This window comes from Stenotrophomonas sp. CFBP 13724, assembly GCF_014841975.1.
In the GTDB taxonomy this organism is placed as follows: Bacteria; Pseudomonadota; Gammaproteobacteria; order Xanthomonadales; family Xanthomonadaceae; genus Stenotrophomonas; species Stenotrophomonas lacuserhaii.
In genome coordinates this window covers 813,927-831,236 of sequence record NZ_JACYUW010000001.1, presented here as the reverse complement: position 1 = coordinate 831,236, position 17,310 = coordinate 813,927, and the positions used below count along the sequence as shown (strand labels likewise).

The following is a 17,310-nucleotide window of genomic DNA, read 5'->3' as shown; positions in this document are numbered from 1 at the left end:
CAATCGCCTCGTGATTCATACCAGCACCAGGTCGTCGCGGTGCACGACGTTTCCACCATAGTTGTAGCCCAGTGCCGCTTCGATGTCGCGCGAATGGCGGCCCGCGATGCGGCGTATGTCGCTGGCCGCATACTGGGTGATGCCGCGTGCCACGCTGACCTCGCTGCCTGCATCGCCCGCCCGGGAGCGGATCTCCACCATGTCGCCGCGGCGGAACTCGCCGTGCGCGCCGGTGATGCCGCCGGGCAACAGCGAAGCCCCCTTGGCCCGCATCGCCTGCACCGCGCCATCGTCGACCCAGATCACCCCGGGTTCCACGGGTGCGTGCCGCAGCCAGTACTTGCGCGCGGCCTCGCGACTCTGCGCGGCATGCAGGCGCGTTCCTTGCAAGCGCCCCTGTGCCAGCGCACGCACCACATCGCCGTTGCGGCCATTGAACAGGATCGTCTCGATGCCCAGCCGCGCTGCCTTGGATGCGGCTTCCAGTTTGGTGCGCATGCCGCCAGTACCGGCGCTGCTGCCGCTGCCCCCGGCCATCGCCAGCACCTCGGCAGTCAGTTCATGCACCTGCGCGATCGGCTGTGCCGACGCATACCGGCGCGGATCGGCGCTGTACAGGCCGTCGATGTCGGTGGCGATGAACAGCACATCGGCATCCACCAGCGCCGCCACGGTAGCGGCCAGGTTGTCGTTGTCGCCAAGCTTGAGCTCGTCCACCGATACCGTGTCATTTTCATTGACCACCGGCAGCGCGCCCAGCCGCAGCAGCTCGTTGAGCGTGGCACGGGCGTTGAGGTAGCGACGGCGGTTGCGCAGGTCATCGTGGGTAAGCAGCACCTGCGCCACGGGACGTTCGAAGAAGCGCTGCCACAGCCCGATCAGCTGGGCCTGGCCGAGTGCGGCCAACGCCTGGCGGGCAGCCATCGCCGCGCCATTGGCCTCCACCCGCGGCAGGATCGCGCGGCCGGCGGCGACCGCGCCCGAAGACACGATCACCATTTCGCGGCCGGCCAGTACGTTGGCCGATACGAACTGGGCAAGCCCCAATGCGTAGCGCGGGGACAGCCCGCCACCATCGGCGGCGAGCAGGCTGCTGCCGACCTTCAGCACGGCGCGCCGCCAGTCCGGCAACGCTTGTTCGGGAAACGGCGATGCGGTCATGGCGGCAGGGTCGCTCATCAGGGGCTCAGCGGGTGATCCATTCGTGGACGGTCAGGTCCGAAGACTGCAGGGTCACCAGCGGATCGCGCGCGACGATGGCACGCGCCTGTTCCAGGGTGGCGACGTTGCACAGCACGTAGGCGCCACCGCTGCCGTCACTGAAGCCACCGGTCAGCTGCAGCTGGCCGGCGGCACGCAGTTCATCGAGGAAAGCGATGTGCGGCTGCACCGCCGCCGGGTCGAAATCCGGCCGGCGCATCGCCATCACCAGGTAGACGGTGCCGGCCATCAGGCCAGCGCCTGCCAGCGCGCGCGCAGGACATCCAGGCGCAGGTCGGCGGCGGCGCCGGGCGACACCCGGGCGGCCAGGCTGCCTTCCGGCGTACGGCCCTGCCCGGCCGTGTCCGCACCTGCGGCAGCGGCCTTGTAGGCCTCGCGGAACGGTACGCCGGCGACGGCCGCCTCGACCGCCACATCGGTGGCGTACATGCCCGAATCGATGCCAGCCAGCAGCTTGTCATTGCGCCATTCCAGGTTGGCCAGCAGCGCCGGCAGCAGTTCCAGCGCGGCCAGGCCGCGGCCGAAGCCGTGGAAGATCGCGCCCTTGGACCCCTGCAGGTCACGGTGGTAGCCGGACGGCAGCGAGAGCAACTGCTCGATCTCGGTACGGGCAGCGGCGACGCTGGCATGGGTGGCGCGCATCAGCTCGATGACATCGGGATTGCGCTTGTTCGGCATGATCGAGCTGCCGGTGGTGTACTGCGCCGGCAGCGCCACGAAGCCGAATTCCGCGCTGGTGAACAGCGACAGGTCCCATGCGATGCGGCGCAGGTCCAGGGTGGCGCCGCTCAGTGCTTCCAACGCGGCCATCTCGAACTTGCCGCGCGACAGCTGCGCGTAGATCGGCGATACCTGCATGCGCGCGAAGCCGAGCGCGGCAGTGGTGTGTTCACGGTCCAACGGCAGGTTCACGCCGTAGCCGGCGGCGGTACCCAGCGGATTGGCATCCACCAGCGCGTGGGTATCGCGGGCGCGGACGGCGTTGTCGATGAACGCCTCGGCCCAGCCGGCCCACCACATGCCGGCGGAGGAAACGACGGCACGCTGGATGTGCGTATAGCCCGGGATCGGCAGGTCTTTCTCGGCCTCTGCACGGTCCAGCGCCACCTTGGCGATCTCCGCGCTGAGCTGCGCCACGCGCTGCAGCTTTTCCTTCAGCCACAGCCGGGTCGCCACCAGCACCTGGTCGTTGCGGCTGCGGCCGGTGTGGATGCGGCGGCCAGCATCGCCGAGGCGATCGGTCAAGCGCGCTTCGATGGCCGAATGGCCGTCTTCGTACTGTTCGTCCAGCACGAACCGGCCGGCGCGGAAGTCATCGGCCAGCACCTCCAGTTCGCGCTGCAACCCGGCCAGCTCGTCGGCACCGAGGATGCCGATGTGCTGCAGGCCCTCGGCATGCGCGGCACTGGCGGCGATGTCATGCAGGAAGAATTCGCGATCCAGGATCACGTCATCACCGGCCAGGAAGGTCTGGATCTTTGCGTCGACCGCGACGCCCGGCTTCTGCCACAGAAGGTCTGCCATGCTGTGCTCCATCGGCGGCGTGGGCCGCCCGTTGATTCAATCAGTGCGGGATCGAAGTGAGTTCGTCGATGCCCAGGGCGAGGTTGAGGTTCTGCATGGCCTGGGTGGCTGCGCCCTTCAACAGGTTGTCCAGCGTGGTCACCACCACCACCCGCTTGCCGCCCGGCGCCACGGTGAATCCGCCGACCTGCACGCCGTGGCGGCCGGCGATGCGGCTCACCCACGGCGCTTCGTCGACCACTTCGATCAGCGGCTCACCAGCATAGGCATCGGTGAAGCGCGCGGCGATCTGTTCGCGGGTCTGGGCCTGGTTGAGCCAGATATTGACCGTCATGGTGATACCGCGGAAGTGCGGCGCCACGTGCGGCATGAACTCCACGGGCACGCGCAGGTGCGCGGACACCTCGCGTTCGTGGACGTGGTTGGTCAATGCGTACGGCATCAGGTTGTCGGCCAGCAGTTCCGGATTGTTCTTGTCCGAAGGCGTGGTGCCGGCGCCGGAATAACCGGAAACACCGAAGCACTGCGGCGGACCGGCCAGCAGGTCCAGCAGCGGGTGGATCGCCAGCTGCATCGCGGTGGCATAACACCCCGGGTTGCTGATGTGCTTCTCACCGTTGTAGTTGCCGCGGGTCAGCTCGGGCAGGCCGTAGTACCAGCTTCCCTCGAAGCGGTAGTCAGCAGACAGGTCCACGATGACCGTGTCCGGCTTGGCGGCTTGCAGCGCGGCGACGAACGGTGCAGCCAGGCCATTGGGCAGCGCCAGGATCACCGCGTCCACACCCTTGGCGGCGACCGCATCGGCGTCCAGGTTTTCGTACTGCAGCTCGCCGGTGATTTCCGGGTGGTGCCCGGCCAGCCGCTGCCCAGCGCGCTCGCGCGAGGACACGAAAGCCAGCTGCAGGCGCGGATGCGCGGCCACTAGCTTGATCAGCTCCGCACCGGTGTGGCCGCGGGCGCCGACGATGCCCAGGGTGAAGGTTGTTTCATTCATGCGTGGGTATCCAGGCGGAACTGCAGGTGGCGTTTCACCGCCGCCCATTCCGTATCGATGATGGAGAAAACGACGGTATCGCGCGGCGTACCGTCGGGATGCCGGGTATGGTTGCGCAGCACGCCGTCCTGCTTGGCGCCAAGGCGCGCGATGGCCGTGCGCGAGGCATGGTTGAACCAGCTGGTTTCAAACACCACGGCCAGGCAGCCGAGCGTTTCGAAGGCATGCCGCAGCAACAGCAGTTTGGCCTCGGTATTGACCCCGCTGCGCTGCACGCGTGGTGCATACCAGGTGTAACCGATGCTCAGCTTGGGTACGCTGGCATCCAGTCCGTAATAGCGCGTGGTACCGACGATCTCTCCGCTTGCATCACGGATCACCATCGGCAGCATCGTGCCTTCGCCCTGCGCCTGCAGCGCCGCCTCGACATAGTCAGCCACGCCCGCGACCGATGGCACCTGGGTGAACCACAGCTGGTCCAGCCCGGTGCCTTCCACGGCGCGCTGCAGGCCCGGCACGTGTGCGGCCTGAAGCGGTTCAAGCGAGACATGGCGGCCTGACAGCGTCGGCGCAGCGGTCCACCCGGTGACCGTGCTCATCCGAGCAGGCTCGGCGAACGCTGCGCGCAATGGTCGACGTAGGCCTTGATGCGGTCAAAGCCATCGGCACCGAACCAGAAGGTCTTCCACGTGCCCTGTTTGTAGCAGCCATCGGATTCGGCGTAGTAGAAGTGGTTGATCGGGTTGCCGTTGCGCGAGCGCCAGAACAGCTGCGGCGTCTCGTCCAGCATCACGTTCCACACCGCCCGGCCCAGGCCCTCGCCCTGCGCATCATCCAGCACCGCGAACTTGTCCAGGTACACCCCTTCCGCTTCGTCGGTGAGGATCACTGCGGTGCGGTAGTTCTCGCTGACATACGCGCGCAGCAGGCGGGTCTTGTCGAAGTAATCCGGCACCAGCACGCGGCCGAAACTGGATTCGATCAGCCCGCGCAGGCGCGGCAGGTCCAGTTCCTCCCACGAGGTCGCGCGCAGCACGCGTTCGCCCTTGCGCACCAGCGTGCCCGAGCCCTTGTGGGTGAACAGTTCCTTGGCCAGGTCGGCCGGCCGGGTGATCGACACCGAGGACTCCAGCGGCAGGCGGTCAAGCAGCGATTTGATCTGCTCGATCTTCACCTTCATGCCGCCGTGGATCCACGGCTGGCTCATCAGGTGTTCGTACTCGGTGGACAGGTTGATCGAATCGATCACCTTGCCCTCCTCGTCCAGCAGCCCGCCGGTGCCGGTCAGGAAGATGATCTTGTACGGCTGCAGCTCCTGTACCAGTTCGTTGGCGGCGAAGTCGGCGTTGACGTTGAGGATCTGCCCGCTGCGGGTTTCGCCCAGGCTGGTGATGACCGGGATCGAGCCGGCACGCAGGCTGGCTTCGATCGGCGCCAGGTTGACCTTCTTCACTTCGCCGACCAATCCATAGGTGGCCTGGTCCATGTACTCGGCTTCGAACACGCCACCGGTGATGGACGTGGCACGCGCACCATTCTGCTGCAGCGCTTCCACCAGCCGCAGGTTGGACTGCTGGAAGACCTGGCGCACGATCGCCAGCGCTTCCGGCGAGGTCACCCGCAGGCCGTTGATGGTCTGCTTTTCGATGCCGGCAGCGGCCAGCTCGGTGTCCAGCTGCGGGCCGGCACCGTGCAGCACGATCGGGGTCAGCCCGACTTCCTGCAGGAACGACAGCGAGGACGTCAGCGCCTCCAGGTCATCGCGCAGCACCGCCCCACCCACTTTCACCACCGCGAAGCGTTTGGCGTCGAGCTGCGAAAAACGCTTGAGGTACTGGCTGATCTCCTTCGCGCTGGCCATGCTGGAAAGCAGGCGCACGATGGTCTGGCGGGTCTGGCGATGAGGCTGGAGGGCTGGGGACATTTCGGTTTCGTCACAGGCGGCGGGGGCCGCGTTGCAGGTCCGCCGTGCCGGGGCACGACGGCATCGGGGGGTTCACGCGCCGGCGCTGATGATCCGGTGCACGGCGTCGGTATAGCGCTGGAGTTGTTCCAGCGTCACGAACTCATCGGCGGTATGGGCCTGGGCGATGTCGCCCGGGCCGAACACCAGCGTGGTGTAGCCACCGGCCGAGAACAGCGAGGCTTCGGTCCAGAAATCCACCGCGTTGCCGATGGGAAGGTCCAGCGCATCGGCCACGTCACGCGCGGCCAGGCGCCGGTTCTCGGCATCGGCGATGTCCCCGGCCGGCAGGCTGGGGCCACGGAAGGTTTCGGTGAACAGCGCCGCTTGCGGCTCGGCCAGTCCGGCGAATGTGGCCAGCAGCGCGTCGATGTCCATCGACGGCAGCGGGCGGAAACCGAAACGCAGCTCGGCCGCCGGCGCGATCATGTTGGCCTTGATCCCGCCTTCCACGCGGCCGATGTTGAAACGCAGCCCGGTCAGCCCGCCGAAGCGTGCCGAGGACAACGATTCCACATGGTCCAGCGCGCGGTTGCCCCAGCGCATGGCCTGGTGCAATGCACTGGCAGCTGCGTCCTGCTTGCCCGACGCGTGGCCGGCGCGGCCAGCGAACTGCATCAGCACCGAGCTGATGCCACGATGGGCCAGCACCGCCTCGCTCATGGTCGGCTCGGCCACCAGCACCGCCTCGTAGGGAAGGCCACGGGCCAGGAAGGCGGCAATGCAGCGCGGATCGTTGGCTTCTTCGTCGCTGGAAAACAGGAATGCCGCATCACCTTCGCTGGCATTGGCGGCAGCCACCAGCGCCGCGGCCGCGCCCTTGATGTCACACACGCCCAGCCCGACCACGCGGTCGTCCAGGCGACGCATCACATGCGGATCCGCGCTCCAGTGGGGCGAGTCCGGCACGGTATCCAGGTGCACGTTGAACAGATACTTCGGCGCACCACGCGCCGCATGCAGGCTGACCGCCCCGTCACCATGGTCGATCACCTCCACCTGGAAGCCGGGCAGGTTGTCGCGCAGGTAATCGAAGATTCCCCCCGTGGTGATCGCACGCGGCGGATTGCGGGTATCGAAAGACACCAGGGCCTGCAGGTGATGAAGCGTCTGTTCCAGCATGAATCAACGATCCCGGTAGTGCCGGCCGCTGGCCGGCAACGATGTCAGCAAGACCTGCTGGCCAACGGCCGGCAGGTCCCTCAGCGGCAATCAGCCGCGATTTACCTGCGCATAAAGGGTGGAGCTCATCCCGAACAGCTTGATGAAACCTTCCGCCTCTTCCACGCCCCAGTCGGCCGACTGCGCATAGGTGGCGCCCTTGGTGTTGAGCAGGTGCGGCGAACGCACGGCCACCGCATCGACGCGGCCGCCACGGGTCTCCAGCACGACTTCACCGTTGACCTTGGCCTGCGAGGACTTCAGGAACGCTTCGATGTCGGTCTTCAGCGGATCGTGGTAGAAGCCTTCGTACACCAGCTCGACCCACTTGCGCGCCACGTCCGGCTTGAAACGGTTCTGCTGCTTGGTCAGCACCGCATCTTCCAGTGCACGGTGCGCGGCCAGCAGCGACACGAGGCCCGGCGCCTCGAAGACGATGCGACCCTTCAGGCCGATCACGGTGTCGCCGGTGTACACGCCACGGCCCACGCCATACGGAGCGAACAGCTTGTTGAGCGTGGCCAGGATTTTTTCGCCCGGCAGTGCCTTGCCGTCCAGCGCCACGGCAACGCCGTCGACGAACTTCAGGGTGACGGTGAGGGCCTGCTCCGGCCACTCGCTGCGCGGTGCGCACCAGCCGCGGGCGCCTTCGCCCGGCGCTTCCCAACGATCGATCTCACCGCCGGACATGGTCAGCCCCAGCAGGTTCTCGTTGATGGTGTAGGCCTGCTGCTTGGCGCGCACGCCGAAGCCGCGCTCTTCCAGGTACTTCTGCTCGTAAGCGCGGGTCTGGGTGTGTTCTTTCTGGATTTCGCGGATCGGGGCGATGATCTGGTAGTCGCCCAGCGCCTTCACCGCCAGGTCGAAACGCACCTGGTCGTTGCCCATGCCGGTGCAGCCATGCGCGATGATGTTGGTACCCAGTTCGGCGGCGCGCTTGAGCGCAGCATCGACGATCAGGTAACGGTCCGACACCAGCAGCGGGTACTGGCCCTGGTAGCCTTCACCGGCCCAGACGAACGGCTTGACGAAACCTTCCCAGATCGCAGGACCCCCATCGACGGTGACATGGCTGGTGACGCCCAGCTCGGCGGCGCGCTTTTCGATGAAGTCGCGCTCTTCGTCATCCACGCCGCCGGTGTCGGCGAACACGGTGTGCACGTTGTAGCCGCGCTCCTGCAGGTAGGGCACGCAGAAGCTGGTATCAAGGCCGCCGGAGAAGGCGAGGACGACGTCTTTGTTGCTCATGGGGGTAAGGTCCTGGTAGCGCCAGGTGATGCCCGGCGGAATGTTCGAATCAGAAAGAAATCAGCGGCCGGCCAGCGCGGCCATGATGGCCTTCTGCACGTGCAGCCGGTTTTCGGCCTCGTTGATGGCGATGCACTGCGGCGAATCCATCACCGCATCGGTGGCCTTGACGTTGCGACGCAGCGGCAGGCAATGGCTGAAGACCCCGTTGTTGGTCAGCGCCATCTTCTGCTCGTCCACGATGAAGTGCTTGTACTGGTCGCGGATCGGCTTTTCCGGTTCCCAGTTGCCGAAGAACGGCAGCGCGCCCCAGCTCTTGGCGTACACCACGTCGGCACCGGTGTAGGCGCTTTCGATGTCATGGCTGACCTGCAGTGAACCGCCGTTCTCGGCCACGTTCTGCTCGGCCCAGCCCATGTAGCGCTCGTCCAGGATGTAATCCGGGGTCGGGCACAGCAGGGTCACGTCCATGCCCATGCGGGTGGCGATGGTCAGCGCGGAGTTGGCCACCGCGGTGTTCAGCGGCTTGGGGTGGTAGGTCCAGGTCAGCACGTACTTCTTGCCACGCAGGTCCTGGGTGCCGAAGTGCTCCTGCAGCGCCATCGCGTGGGCCAGCTCCTGGCACGGATGGGTGATGGTTTCCATGTTGATGACCGGCACCGGCGAGTACTTGGCAAAGCTCTTCAGCACGGTGTCTTCGCGGTCGACCGACCAGTCCACGAACTTCGGGAAGGCACGCACCGCGATCATGTCGCAGTAGCGGCCCAGAACCTTGGCAACTTCGGCGATGTGTTCTTCGGTATCGCCATCCATCACGGTGCCGAGGTTGAACTCGATCGGCCAGGCGTCCTTGCCCGGCTGCAGCACCACGGCGTGGGCACCGAGCTGGAAGGCACCCAGTTCGAAGCTGGTGCGGGTGCGCATGGACGGGTTGAAGAACACCAGCGCGATCGATTTGCCTTTCAGCTGGTCGCCGAGCTTGTTGCGCTTGAACAGCGCGGCCTGGGTCAACAGCGCATCGAGTTCGCTGCGGCTCCAGTCCTGGGTGTTCAGGAAGTGCGTGAGGGACATCAATCGATCCTTGCGGTGTGGAATGGGTGCGGATGCAACTTTTCAGAACCCGGAAACGAAAAAACCCAGCCGGGGGGCTGGGTTTTTTACCGAACAGACAGCACGAAGCTCCGGTCACCCAGCGGAAATGTGGGATTCCGGTCGGCGGGCACGCGAGGTCATGCTGCTGGCCTGGCGGGCGGCGCTGGAGTCGTGCTGGAAGTCGGTTGCGTTCATTTCCGCCCATGGTGGCATGGCCGATGGTGCGGTGCAAGACCCGCCCTCAGGGATTTGCCGGCGAACCCTGTTCCGCACCGACCCACGGGGTGATGGAGACCCGGATCTTCAGCCGGTTGCCAGGGTCTTCGGGCAGCCGCGAGCGGTACTTGGTGCCCTTGTAGACGTAGTCCACGTCATAGGCGATGGGCCGGCGGAACTCGCGACCGACCGGCACGATGCGGCAGTCCCGGGTCAGGATCGGCGCGTTGCTGGGCTGGGCCCCGGCCGACACGGCGGCCACCTCGTCACTGCCCTCTTCGCCGGGCTTGAAGATCGATCGCACCGAATCCCACAGGCGCCCGAAGCGGCCCTTCTCTTCCACCGGCTCTTCACCGGTAACGTTGACCGGCGGCAGGTTGCGCGTGGTGACCGGTTCACAATGCTCTTCGGTGCGGGTGGCACGCAGGATCTGGAACACCGGCTCGACGTTGAGCACCTGGGCGTAATCCAGCTTGATGTTCTCCACGATCACCACCCGGTTGCGCGGCTCGGCCTCTTCCGACTGGGCCATGGCAGGGCCGGCCAGCAGGCAGGCAGCCAGTGCAGGAAGGAAGAGGTATCTCATCGGCAACGGGTTCGAGGGCACATTGATAGTGTAGGCAGCACGGACGCCAAGGGGCTGAACATTACCCGTCCGCGGCGCAGGGGGCCAGCCCATGGCGTGCCCGAATGACCCCGCGCGGTACCCCGGGAGCCCCTGCAGCGCTAGAATCGACGGCTTGTCCCCCAGCGCCCCCACCATGACCCTGCGCCTGCACAACAACCTGACACGCCAGCTGGAAACGTTCACTCCGCTCGATCCGGCCTGTCCGACCCTGTATGTGTGCGGCCCCACGGTCTACAACTACGTGCACATCGGCAACGCGCGCGGCCCGGTGGTGTTCGGGGTGCTGGCCGACCTGCTGCGCCGTCGCTTCGGCACCCTGCGCTACGCCCGCAACATCACCGACGTGGATGACAAGATCAACACCGCCGCGCGCGAGCAGGGCGTCCCGATCAGCACCATCACCGACCGGTTCGCCGCCGCCTACCGCGAGGACATGGCCGCCCTCGGCGTGGTGCCGCCGGACATCGAACCGGAGGTCACCGCGCACATGCCGCAGATCATCGAGATGATCGCCCGGCTCATCGACAGCGGACACGCCTACGCCGCCGAAGGCCACGTGCTGTTCGCCGTGGACACCTTCGACGGCTACGGCAAGCTCTCCCGCCGTGATCCTGAGGAAATGCTGGCCGGCGCCCGCGTCGAAGTGGCCCCTTACAAACGCGCAGCCGGCGATTTCGTGCTGTGGAAGCCCTCCAGCGACGATCTGCCCGGCTGGGACTCGCCGTGGGGCCGTGGCCGCCCTGGCTGGCACATCGAATGCTCGGCGATGGCCGCCGCCCACCTGGGCCCGACCATCGACATCCATGCCGGTGGCGTGGACCTGCAGTTCCCGCACCATGAGAACGAAATCGCGCAGAGCGAGTGCGCGCATGGCGGTGAGATCTTCGCGCGGTTCTGGCTGCACAACGGCATGCTGAACTTCGGCGGCGCCAAGATGAGCAAGTCACTGGGCAACATCGAGCGCGTGCACGACCTGGTTCGCCAGCATCCGCCCGAAGCCCTGCGCCTGGCGCTGCTTTCGGCGCATTACCGTCAACCGCTGGACTGGTCCGATGCGGTGATCGAGCAGGCCGGGCGCACTCTGGACCGCCTGTACGGCACCCTGCGCGATCTCGCCGACCTGCAGGCCAGTGCACGCATACCGGCCGTGGTGGAAGCCGCGCTGGACGATGACCTCAACACACCGCTGGCGCTGGCTGAACTGGCCCGCATCGCCGGCGAAGCGCGCAAGGCCACCGATCCGGCCGAGCGCATGCAGCTGAAGCAGGACCTGCTGGGCGCCGGCCTGGTGCTGGGCCTGCTGCAGCAGGATCCCGCCGCCTGGTTCGGCACCGCCGGCGGCAGCAGCGACGACGATGCCCGCATCCAGGCCCTGATCGATGAGCGCAGCGCGGCCAAGCAGGCACGCGATTTCGCCCGCTCCGACGCCATCCGCGACCAGCTGGCCGCCGAAGGCATCGTGCTGGAAGACACCGCGCAGGGCGTGCGCTGGGTGCGCAAGCGCGCCTGATCGCCCTCGTGCCGGCCCCATCCCGGCCGGCCGCACCCCGCCAGATGAAGAATGAAATGACCGATTCCCCGTTCCCGCTTGAACCTACCGCCGCCGAGGCCCAGACCACCATCGCCGAGGAGTTCTCCTTCTTCGGCGACTGGTCCGAGCGCTACCAGTACCTGATCGACCTGGGCCGCAAGCTGCCGGTCTTCCCGGAAGAATGGAAGACCGAGGAGCACCGCCTGCTGGGTTGCCAGTCGATGGTCTGGATCGTGCCGGAGGGCAATGCCGATGCCCTGCACTTCCGTGCGGTCAGTGACTCGGCGATCGTGTCCGGGCTGATCTTCCTGGCCCTGCGCGTGTACTCCGGGCGCTCCGCACAGGAGATCATCGACACCGAACCCAGCTACATCCAGGACATCGGCCTGTCGCGGCACCTGTCGCCCACCCGCAGCAACGGCGTGGCCGCGATGCTGGCCTTCATCCGCGAAACCGCGCAGGCCCAGCTGCACTCCACGCGCCCGTGAGTCTGCCGGCCCCCACCGAAGAGACCGCGCGTACCCTGCTGGCGCGGCCGGGCTTCAGCCAGCTGCTGGCCTACCGCATCTTCGCGATGCTGTCCTACCAGGTGGTTGCGGTCACGGTGGGCTGGCACATCTATGAAGTGACCCGCAATCCGTTTTCGCTGGGCCTGGTCGGGTTGGCCGAAGTGCTGCCGTTCTTCTGCGTGGCCCCGTTTGCCGGCTATCTGGTCGACCATCTGCCGCGACGCCGGCTGGGCATGGTGGCCTGCGCCGGACTGGTGGCGACCGCACTGGTGTTGTGCGCGGTGGCGCTGGGCTGGCTGCCGTTCCACGGTGTGTGGCCGATCTATGCCGCCATCGCGCTGACCGGCATGGTCCGCGCCTTCCTGTCGCCGATCTACAACGCGCTGTTCGCACGGGTGCTGGAGCGGCATCAGTTTGCCCGCGGCGCAGGCCTGGGCAGCGTGTTCTTCCAGGCCGGCATGGTGGTGGGGCCGGCGCTGGGCGGCGTACTGGTAGGCTGGGGCGGAAAGGGCGTGGCCTACGGCGCTGCGACTGGCTTTGCGTTGATGGCGATGGCCTGCCTGGCCACGCTGAAAGTCAGCGAACCGGTGCACACCGGCCCGGCCGCGCCGATCTTCCGCAGCATCGCCGAAGGCGCGCGCTTCGTGATCGGCAACCGGATCATGGTCGGGGCGATGGCGCTGGACATGTTCTCGGTGCTGCTGGGTGGCGTGGTGGCGATGCTGCCTGCGTTCCTGCAGGAGATCCTGCATTACGGGCCCGAAGGGCTGGGCATTCTGCGTGCAGCGCCTGCGCTGGGGTCCATCGCGGTCGGCCTGTGGCTGGCCCGCCACCCGCTGCAGAAGCATGCCGGCCGCGTGCTGTTGTTCGCGGTGGCCGGCTTCGGGCTGTGCGTGATCGGCTTCGGGCTGTCGCACCACTTCTGGCTGTCGGCGCTGATCCTGCTGTTCTACGGTGCGTTCGACGGCGTGTCGGTGGTGGTGCGTTCGACCATCCTGCAGCTGGCCACGCCGGAAGAAATGCGCGGCCGGGTGTCGTCGATCAACGGCATCTTCATCAGTTCGTCCAACGAACTCGGCGCGTTCTATGCCGGCACGATGGCCAGGTGGCTGGGGCTGGTGCCGGCGGTGGTGCTGGGCGGTTTTGCGGTGCTCAGCGTGGCGGGCATCACGGCGTGGAAGAACCCCACGCTGCGCCGCCTGAACCTGCGCGACCTGCACTAGATCCAGCAGCGTGACGACCGACGGTCGCCACCCACCAAGGCAGTGGAACCAGATGACGGCCAGCGGCCGTCACTACCCCCTGTGAATCGGTAGCGCCGAGCCATGCTCGGCGGGATCCAGCCGCGTGACGACCAACGGTCGTCACCCACCACGGCAGCGGAACCCCATGACGGCCAGCGGCCGTCACTACCGGGTTGGTCAGTTGCCGCAGCCCTGCAGCTTCAGTGTCTGGCCCTGGCGCAGGCTGTAGGCCGGGGCCTTCAGGCCATTGGCGCGGGCCAGGGTTGGCACATCGCAGCTGAACTTCGCCGCGATCCGGCCCAGGGTTTCACCCCGGCCCACCTTGTGCGAACGCACTGGCTGCGCGCGCGGCGCAGCGGGACGTGGCGCCACTACCGGCGCGGTCGGGGCGGTGCCCACCACGCTGGCTTCCGCTGCGGCCACCGGCACCACCCCGCCCACCGCCACGCTGCCGGTGAAGCTGGCTGCGCTCGGGCGAACGATCGCCGCGTTCAGATCGGCCGTGATCAAGGTACGTGCCAGATCGGCGCGCGGGCCACTCACGCAGTTGCGCGTGTACAGGCCGGCGATGCGGGTGGTCGCGTTGATCAGCGTGCCGGCCGGAATCCAGCCGTCCGCTTCGTAACGCGGGTTGAGGTTGCGCAGCGTGCGCATGTAGCCATCGCGCGTACCCTGACTGCCCAGGCAGATGGTCAGCTCATAGATCGTGGTGGACTTGGCCAGGCGCACCGTCGCCGGCTGCGCGTTGACCTTCGGGAACTCCACGCCGTACTGCTGCGGATGCAGGAAAATCCAGGCTGCGGCAATGACCATCGGCACGTAGTCCTTGGTCTCGGCGGGGAACTCGTTGTAGACGCTGTCCACCCAGAAGCTCTGTCCAGCGTTCTGCCGGAACACGCGCAGCGCGCGCCCTTCGCCGCCGTTGTAACCGGCCAGCGACAGTTCGATGTTGTTGTTGAGCTGGCGCATGCGCTCGTTGAGGTACGTCGCACTGGCTTCGGCTGCGCTGCGCGCATCGAAGCGGGTGTCGAAGCCGGTGCCATCCGGACCCAGCCCGAACCGCCGGCCGGTGGCCGGCATGAACTGCATCAGGCCGGCAGCGCCGGCACGCGAAGAGGCGTGCACGCGGCCATTGGACTCCTTGGCCATGATGCCGAACAACAGCGCTTCGGGCAGGCCGCGCTTCTCCCATTCCGGCCACATCACCGCGCGCACGTTCTGGTAATTCTCGTAGCTGGTCAGCAGGGCCGGACGCATATCGGTCAGCCAGCGCCGGATACCCGCCTGGATGGCCGGGTTGTACTCCACCATGCTGTCGAAGGCGTGGCGCTTGTCATTGAGCAGCGCCGCCGCGCGCGCCGCTTCGGGCACGTCGGCCGCCAACGGCCCGATGTGGTCCGGATCGGCCTGCAGGGTGTCACCGGCTTCGTCGGCGACGCTGTCTTGGCCCTCGGCGTCGGCGTCGCGCTTGAGCAGGCGCTTGTAGGTGGCCAGCAGGGTGCTCATCTGGCAGCCCTTCTGTACCACGCACTCGCTCAGCACGTCTTCCATGTCTTCCAGCGCGGCATCAGCCTCGGCGGCGCCCTTGGGATCGGCATTGGCCACGCGCAGCAGCGCGTCGGTATAGCGCTTCTCGGCCACGCCCATGCGCTGCTGCAGCGCTTCGGCCTTGGCCCGGTCACGGTTGGAAACACGTTGCGCATGGGCGTCGGGGACGGCCAGCAGCAGGCTGGCGAGGGCCAGGACGGGCAATCCACGAACAAGCAGGACAGGAACGGGCATTTTTGGCACTGTGTGCGAATCAGGCAGGCAGAGTAGCGGTGCCGCCACGATCCGGGCAACCCGGAGATGGCCCGCACCGTGCAGCCGGTTAACATTGCGCGCATTCATCACAAGGGATGGACCATGGACCCGATTCTGCTCGGCAAGGGCATCACCGACGACGTAGCGGTCACCCTGTTGCCGAAGCTCGGCAATCGCCACGGCCTGGTGGCCGGCGCCACCGGTACCGGCAAGACCGTGACCCTGATGACGCTGGCCGAAGGTTTCTCGCGGATCGGCGTGCCGGTGTTCCTGGCCGACGTGAAGGGCGATGTGTCCGGCCTGGCCGTGGCCGGCGCCGGCGGCGATACGCTGCTGCAGCGCGCCGCGCAGATCGGCGTGGCCGACTACGCGCCGGCCGCCAGTCCGGCGATCTTCTGGGACCTGTACGGCAAGCTGGGCCATCCGGTGCGCACCACCGTCAGCGAGATGGGACCCACCCTGCTCACCCGCATCCTGGAACTCAGCGACACCCAGGCCGGGGTGATGGACATCGTGTTCAAACTGGCCGACGACCGTGGCCTGTTGCTGCTGGACCTGGACGACCTGCGTGCGCTGCTGGGGCTGGTGGCCGAAGAGCGCAAGGACATTTCAACCGAATACGGACTGGTCAGTGCGCAGTCGGTGGCGGCGATCCAGCGTGCCCTGCTGCGGCTGTCGCAGGATGGCGGCGAAGCGTTCTTCGGCGAGCCGGCACTGGAACTGGCCGACATCATGCGGGTCAACCACGATGGCCGCGGGGTCATCGGCATCCTCGCCGCCGACCAGCTGGTGCTGAAGCCGAAGCTGTATTCGACCTTCCTGCTGTGGCTGCTGTCGGAGCTGTTTGAAACCCTGCCGGAAGTGGGCGACCTGGAAAAACCCAAGCTGGTCTTCATCTTCGACGAGGCCCACCTGCTGTTCAACGATGCGCCCCCTGCCCTGGTGCAGCGCATCGAACAGGTGGTGCGGCTGATCCGTTCCAAGGGCGTGGGCGTGTACTTCTGCTCGCAGTTCCCTGATGACGTGCCATCCAACATCCTCGGCCAGTTGGGCAACCGCGTGCAGCATGCGCTGCGCGCTTTCACCCCGCGCGACCAGAAGGCGGTGAAGACCGCTGCCGAAACCTTCGTGCCGAACCCCAAGCTGGACGTGGCACGCGTGCTGTCCTCGCTGGGCACCGGCGAAGCGCTGGTGTCCACCCTTCAGGACAAAGGCATCCCGATGCCGGTGCAGCAGACCCTGATCGCCCCGCCACGCTGCCGGATGGGGCCGGTCACCGACGCCGAACGTACGCAGGTGCGTGCCGGCAGCCCGGTCGGCAGCCGCTACGACACCGCCATCAACCGTGAATCGGCGGCCGAACTGCTGGCCCAGCGCGCGCAGAAGAGCGTCGAGCAGGCCGCCACCCCCAAGGCGCGCACGCGCGAGCAGGACGACGCGCACGACGGCGGTTTCGGCCAGACGATCAAGGATGCGATCTTCGGCACCAAGCGACGCCAGGGCATGATCGAAACCATGGCCAAGCAGACCACGCGCACGGTGGGCACCAGGCTGGGCAACCAGATCGTGCGCGGGATCCTCGGTGGCATCTTCGGCGGAAAGCGCTGAAGGCCCGTAAGCTGTCGCATTGCAGTTGCGTAGAGAGCAGTAGATGTCGCGTTGGCGTCCCCCCGCAGAAAAGAGCACCGCGCTGATCACCTCCGGCGGCCATGCACGGCTGAAAGCCGAGCTGGAGGACCTGTGGCGCGCGCGCCGCCCGGAAGTGGTGAAGGCGCTGGCCGCGGCGGCGGCCGAAGGTGACCGCTCGGAGAATGCCGAGTACACCTACCGCAAGAAGCAGCTGGGCGAGATCGACCGCCGCGTGCGCTACCTCAGCAAGCGGCTGGAGGCGCTGCGCGTGGTCGATGGCGAACCGAGCGACCCGCAGGCGGTGTTCTTCGGCGCGTGGGTGGAATTGGAGAATGTGGACACGGCGGAGATCAGCCGTTACCGCATCGTCGGGCCGGACGAAACCGATGCCGCCACCGGCTGGATCAGCATTGACTCCCCGCTGGCACGGGCGCTGTTGAAGAAGCGCGTAGACGATGAGTTCGAGGTCGAACTGCCCGGCGGCCGCCATGGCTTCGCGATCCTGTCCGTGCGGTACGGCGCCGGAACGCAGGACCGGTAGCGCCGA

General features: G+C 66.9%; 16 protein-coding genes. 5 read left to right on the top strand and 11 right to left on the bottom strand.

The window, feature by feature from the left end; all coding sequences use genetic code 11:
* Window positions 1-15 precede the first annotated feature (15 nt).
* From proB to IFT63_RS03535, 10 genes are all read right to left on the bottom strand, one after another.
* Window positions 16-1,179, bottom strand: coding sequence for a glutamate 5-kinase (gene proB / locus IFT63_RS03580; RefSeq protein ID WP_192083272.1), 1,164 nt, complete (start codon window positions 1,177-1,179; stop codon window positions 16-18).
* 7 nt (window positions 1,180-1,186) lie between these two features.
* Window positions 1,187-1,450, bottom strand: a complete 264-nt coding sequence (locus IFT63_RS03575; RefSeq protein ID WP_042614062.1) for a YciI family protein — start codon at window positions 1,448-1,450, stop codon at window positions 1,187-1,189.
* On the bottom strand, window positions 1,450-2,745 hold the full coding sequence (gene argH, locus IFT63_RS03570; protein ID WP_042614097.1) for an argininosuccinate lyase: 1,296 nt from the start codon (window positions 2,743-2,745) through the stop codon (window positions 1,450-1,452). Before argH ends, IFT63_RS03575 begins: the two co-directional genes overlap by 1 nt.
* Before the next feature lie 40 nt (window positions 2,746-2,785).
* Complete coding sequence (argC, locus tag IFT63_RS03565) at window positions 2,786-3,739, bottom strand: N-acetyl-gamma-glutamyl-phosphate reductase (RefSeq protein WP_042614063.1); 954 nt, start codon at window positions 3,737-3,739, stop codon at window positions 2,786-2,788.
* Window positions 3,736-4,338, bottom strand: coding sequence for a GNAT family protein (locus IFT63_RS03560; RefSeq protein ID WP_192083271.1), 603 nt, complete (start codon window positions 4,336-4,338; stop codon window positions 3,736-3,738). Before IFT63_RS03560 ends, argC begins: the two co-directional genes overlap by 4 nt.
* Window positions 4,335-5,663 (bottom strand): acetylglutamate kinase, encoded by a 1,329-nt coding sequence (locus IFT63_RS03555; RefSeq protein ID WP_042614065.1) that lies wholly within the window; start codon window positions 5,661-5,663, stop codon window positions 4,335-4,337. Before IFT63_RS03555 ends, IFT63_RS03560 begins: the two co-directional genes overlap by 4 nt.
* Window positions 5,664-5,735: 72 nt before the next feature.
* The gene (locus IFT63_RS03550; RefSeq protein WP_192083270.1) at window positions 5,736-6,824 is read right to left on the bottom strand and encodes an acetylornithine deacetylase; all 1,089 of its coding nucleotides are present in this window, start codon (window positions 6,822-6,824) and stop codon (window positions 5,736-5,738) included.
* A gap of 90 nt (window positions 6,825-6,914) precedes the next feature.
* The gene (locus tag IFT63_RS03545; protein WP_192083269.1) at window positions 6,915-8,111 is read right to left on the bottom strand and encodes an argininosuccinate synthase; all 1,197 of its coding nucleotides are present in this window, start codon (window positions 8,109-8,111) and stop codon (window positions 6,915-6,917) included.
* Between the two features lie 60 nt (window positions 8,112-8,171).
* Window positions 8,172-9,182: an N-acetylornithine carbamoyltransferase gene (locus tag IFT63_RS03540; RefSeq protein ID WP_192083268.1), complete on the bottom strand. Its 1,011-nt coding sequence runs from the start codon at window positions 9,180-9,182 to the stop codon at window positions 8,172-8,174.
* A 262-nt stretch (window positions 9,183-9,444) separates the two neighbouring features.
* Window positions 9,445-10,005, bottom strand: a complete 561-nt coding sequence (locus IFT63_RS03535; protein WP_192083267.1) for a hypothetical protein — start codon at window positions 10,003-10,005, stop codon at window positions 9,445-9,447.
* A 175-nt stretch (window positions 10,006-10,180) separates the two neighbouring features.
* Here IFT63_RS03535 and cysS point away from each other — a divergent pair, with 175 nt between their 5' ends.
* From cysS to IFT63_RS03520, 3 genes are read left to right on the top strand one after another with little or no spacing between them, the layout of a single operon-like run.
* The gene (gene cysS / locus IFT63_RS03530) at window positions 10,181-11,557 is read left to right on the top strand and encodes a cysteine--tRNA ligase (RefSeq protein ID WP_192084119.1); all 1,377 of its coding nucleotides are present in this window, start codon (window positions 10,181-10,183) and stop codon (window positions 11,555-11,557) included.
* A 56-nt stretch (window positions 11,558-11,613) separates the two neighbouring features.
* A complete protein-coding gene (locus IFT63_RS03525) occupies window positions 11,614-12,066 on the top strand; it encodes a SufE family protein (protein WP_192083266.1) in 453 nt (150 codons plus the stop codon).
* The gene (locus IFT63_RS03520) at window positions 12,063-13,310 is read left to right on the top strand and encodes an MFS transporter (RefSeq protein WP_192083265.1); all 1,248 of its coding nucleotides are present in this window, start codon (window positions 12,063-12,065) and stop codon (window positions 13,308-13,310) included. Before IFT63_RS03525 ends, IFT63_RS03520 begins: the two co-directional genes overlap by 4 nt.
* 198 nt (window positions 13,311-13,508) lie before the next feature.
* Here IFT63_RS03520 and IFT63_RS03515 read toward each other — a convergent pair whose 3' ends face one another.
* A complete protein-coding gene (locus IFT63_RS03515) occupies window positions 13,509-15,113 on the bottom strand; it encodes a transglycosylase SLT domain-containing protein (protein WP_192083264.1) in 1,605 nt (534 codons plus the stop codon).
* A gap of 123 nt (window positions 15,114-15,236) precedes the next feature.
* On the opposite strand from IFT63_RS03515, the gene IFT63_RS03510 reads away from it, so the two are divergent.
* Window positions 15,237-16,742, top strand: a complete 1,506-nt coding sequence (locus IFT63_RS03510; protein WP_192083263.1) for a helicase HerA-like domain-containing protein — start codon at window positions 15,237-15,239, stop codon at window positions 16,740-16,742.
* 43 nt (window positions 16,743-16,785) lie between these two features.
* Entirely contained in the window at window positions 16,786-17,304 is a 519-nt protein-coding gene (gene greB / locus IFT63_RS03505) for a transcription elongation factor GreB (RefSeq protein WP_042614075.1), read from the top strand.
* Window positions 17,305-17,310 lie beyond the last annotated feature (6 nt).

Coding starts and splice junctions, on each gene's coding strand:
- proB (WP_192083272.1), bottom strand. CDS start 1,179: ATGAGCGACCCTGCCGCCATGACCGCATCGCCGTTTCCCGAACAAGCG.
- cysS (WP_192084119.1), top strand. CDS start 10,181: ATGACCCTGCGCCTGCACAACAACCTGACACGCCAGCTGGAAACGTTC.
- IFT63_RS03550 (WP_192083270.1), bottom strand. CDS start 6,824: ATGCTGGAACAGACGCTTCATCACCTGCAGGCCCTGGTGTCTTTCGAT.
- IFT63_RS03525 (WP_192083266.1), top strand. CDS start 11,614: ATGACCGATTCCCCGTTCCCGCTTGAACCTACCGCCGCCGAGGCCCAG.
- IFT63_RS03560 (WP_192083271.1), bottom strand. CDS start 4,338: ATGAGCACGGTCACCGGGTGGACCGCTGCGCCGACGCTGTCAGGCCGC.
- IFT63_RS03545 (WP_192083269.1), bottom strand. CDS start 8,111: ATGAGCAACAAAGACGTCGTCCTCGCCTTCTCCGGCGGCCTTGATACC.
- IFT63_RS03555 (WP_042614065.1), bottom strand. CDS start 5,663: ATGTCCCCAGCCCTCCAGCCTCATCGCCAGACCCGCCAGACCATCGTG.
- argC (WP_042614063.1), bottom strand. CDS start 3,739: ATGAATGAAACAACCTTCACCCTGGGCATCGTCGGCGCCCGCGGCCAC.
- IFT63_RS03510 (WP_192083263.1), top strand. CDS start 15,237: ATGGACCCGATTCTGCTCGGCAAGGGCATCACCGACGACGTAGCGGTC.
- IFT63_RS03575 (WP_042614062.1), bottom strand. CDS start 1,450: ATGGCCGGCACCGTCTACCTGGTGATGGCGATGCGCCGGCCGGATTTC.
- IFT63_RS03535 (WP_192083267.1), bottom strand. CDS start 10,005: ATGAGATACCTCTTCCTTCCTGCACTGGCTGCCTGCCTGCTGGCCGGC.
- IFT63_RS03515 (WP_192083264.1), bottom strand. CDS start 15,113: ATGCCCGTTCCTGTCCTGCTTGTTCGTGGATTGCCCGTCCTGGCCCTC.
- argH (WP_042614097.1), bottom strand. CDS start 2,745: ATGGCAGACCTTCTGTGGCAGAAGCCGGGCGTCGCGGTCGACGCAAAG.
- greB (WP_042614075.1), top strand. CDS start 16,786: ATGTCGCGTTGGCGTCCCCCCGCAGAAAAGAGCACCGCGCTGATCACC.
- IFT63_RS03540 (WP_192083268.1), bottom strand. CDS start 9,182: ATGTCCCTCACGCACTTCCTGAACACCCAGGACTGGAGCCGCAGCGAA.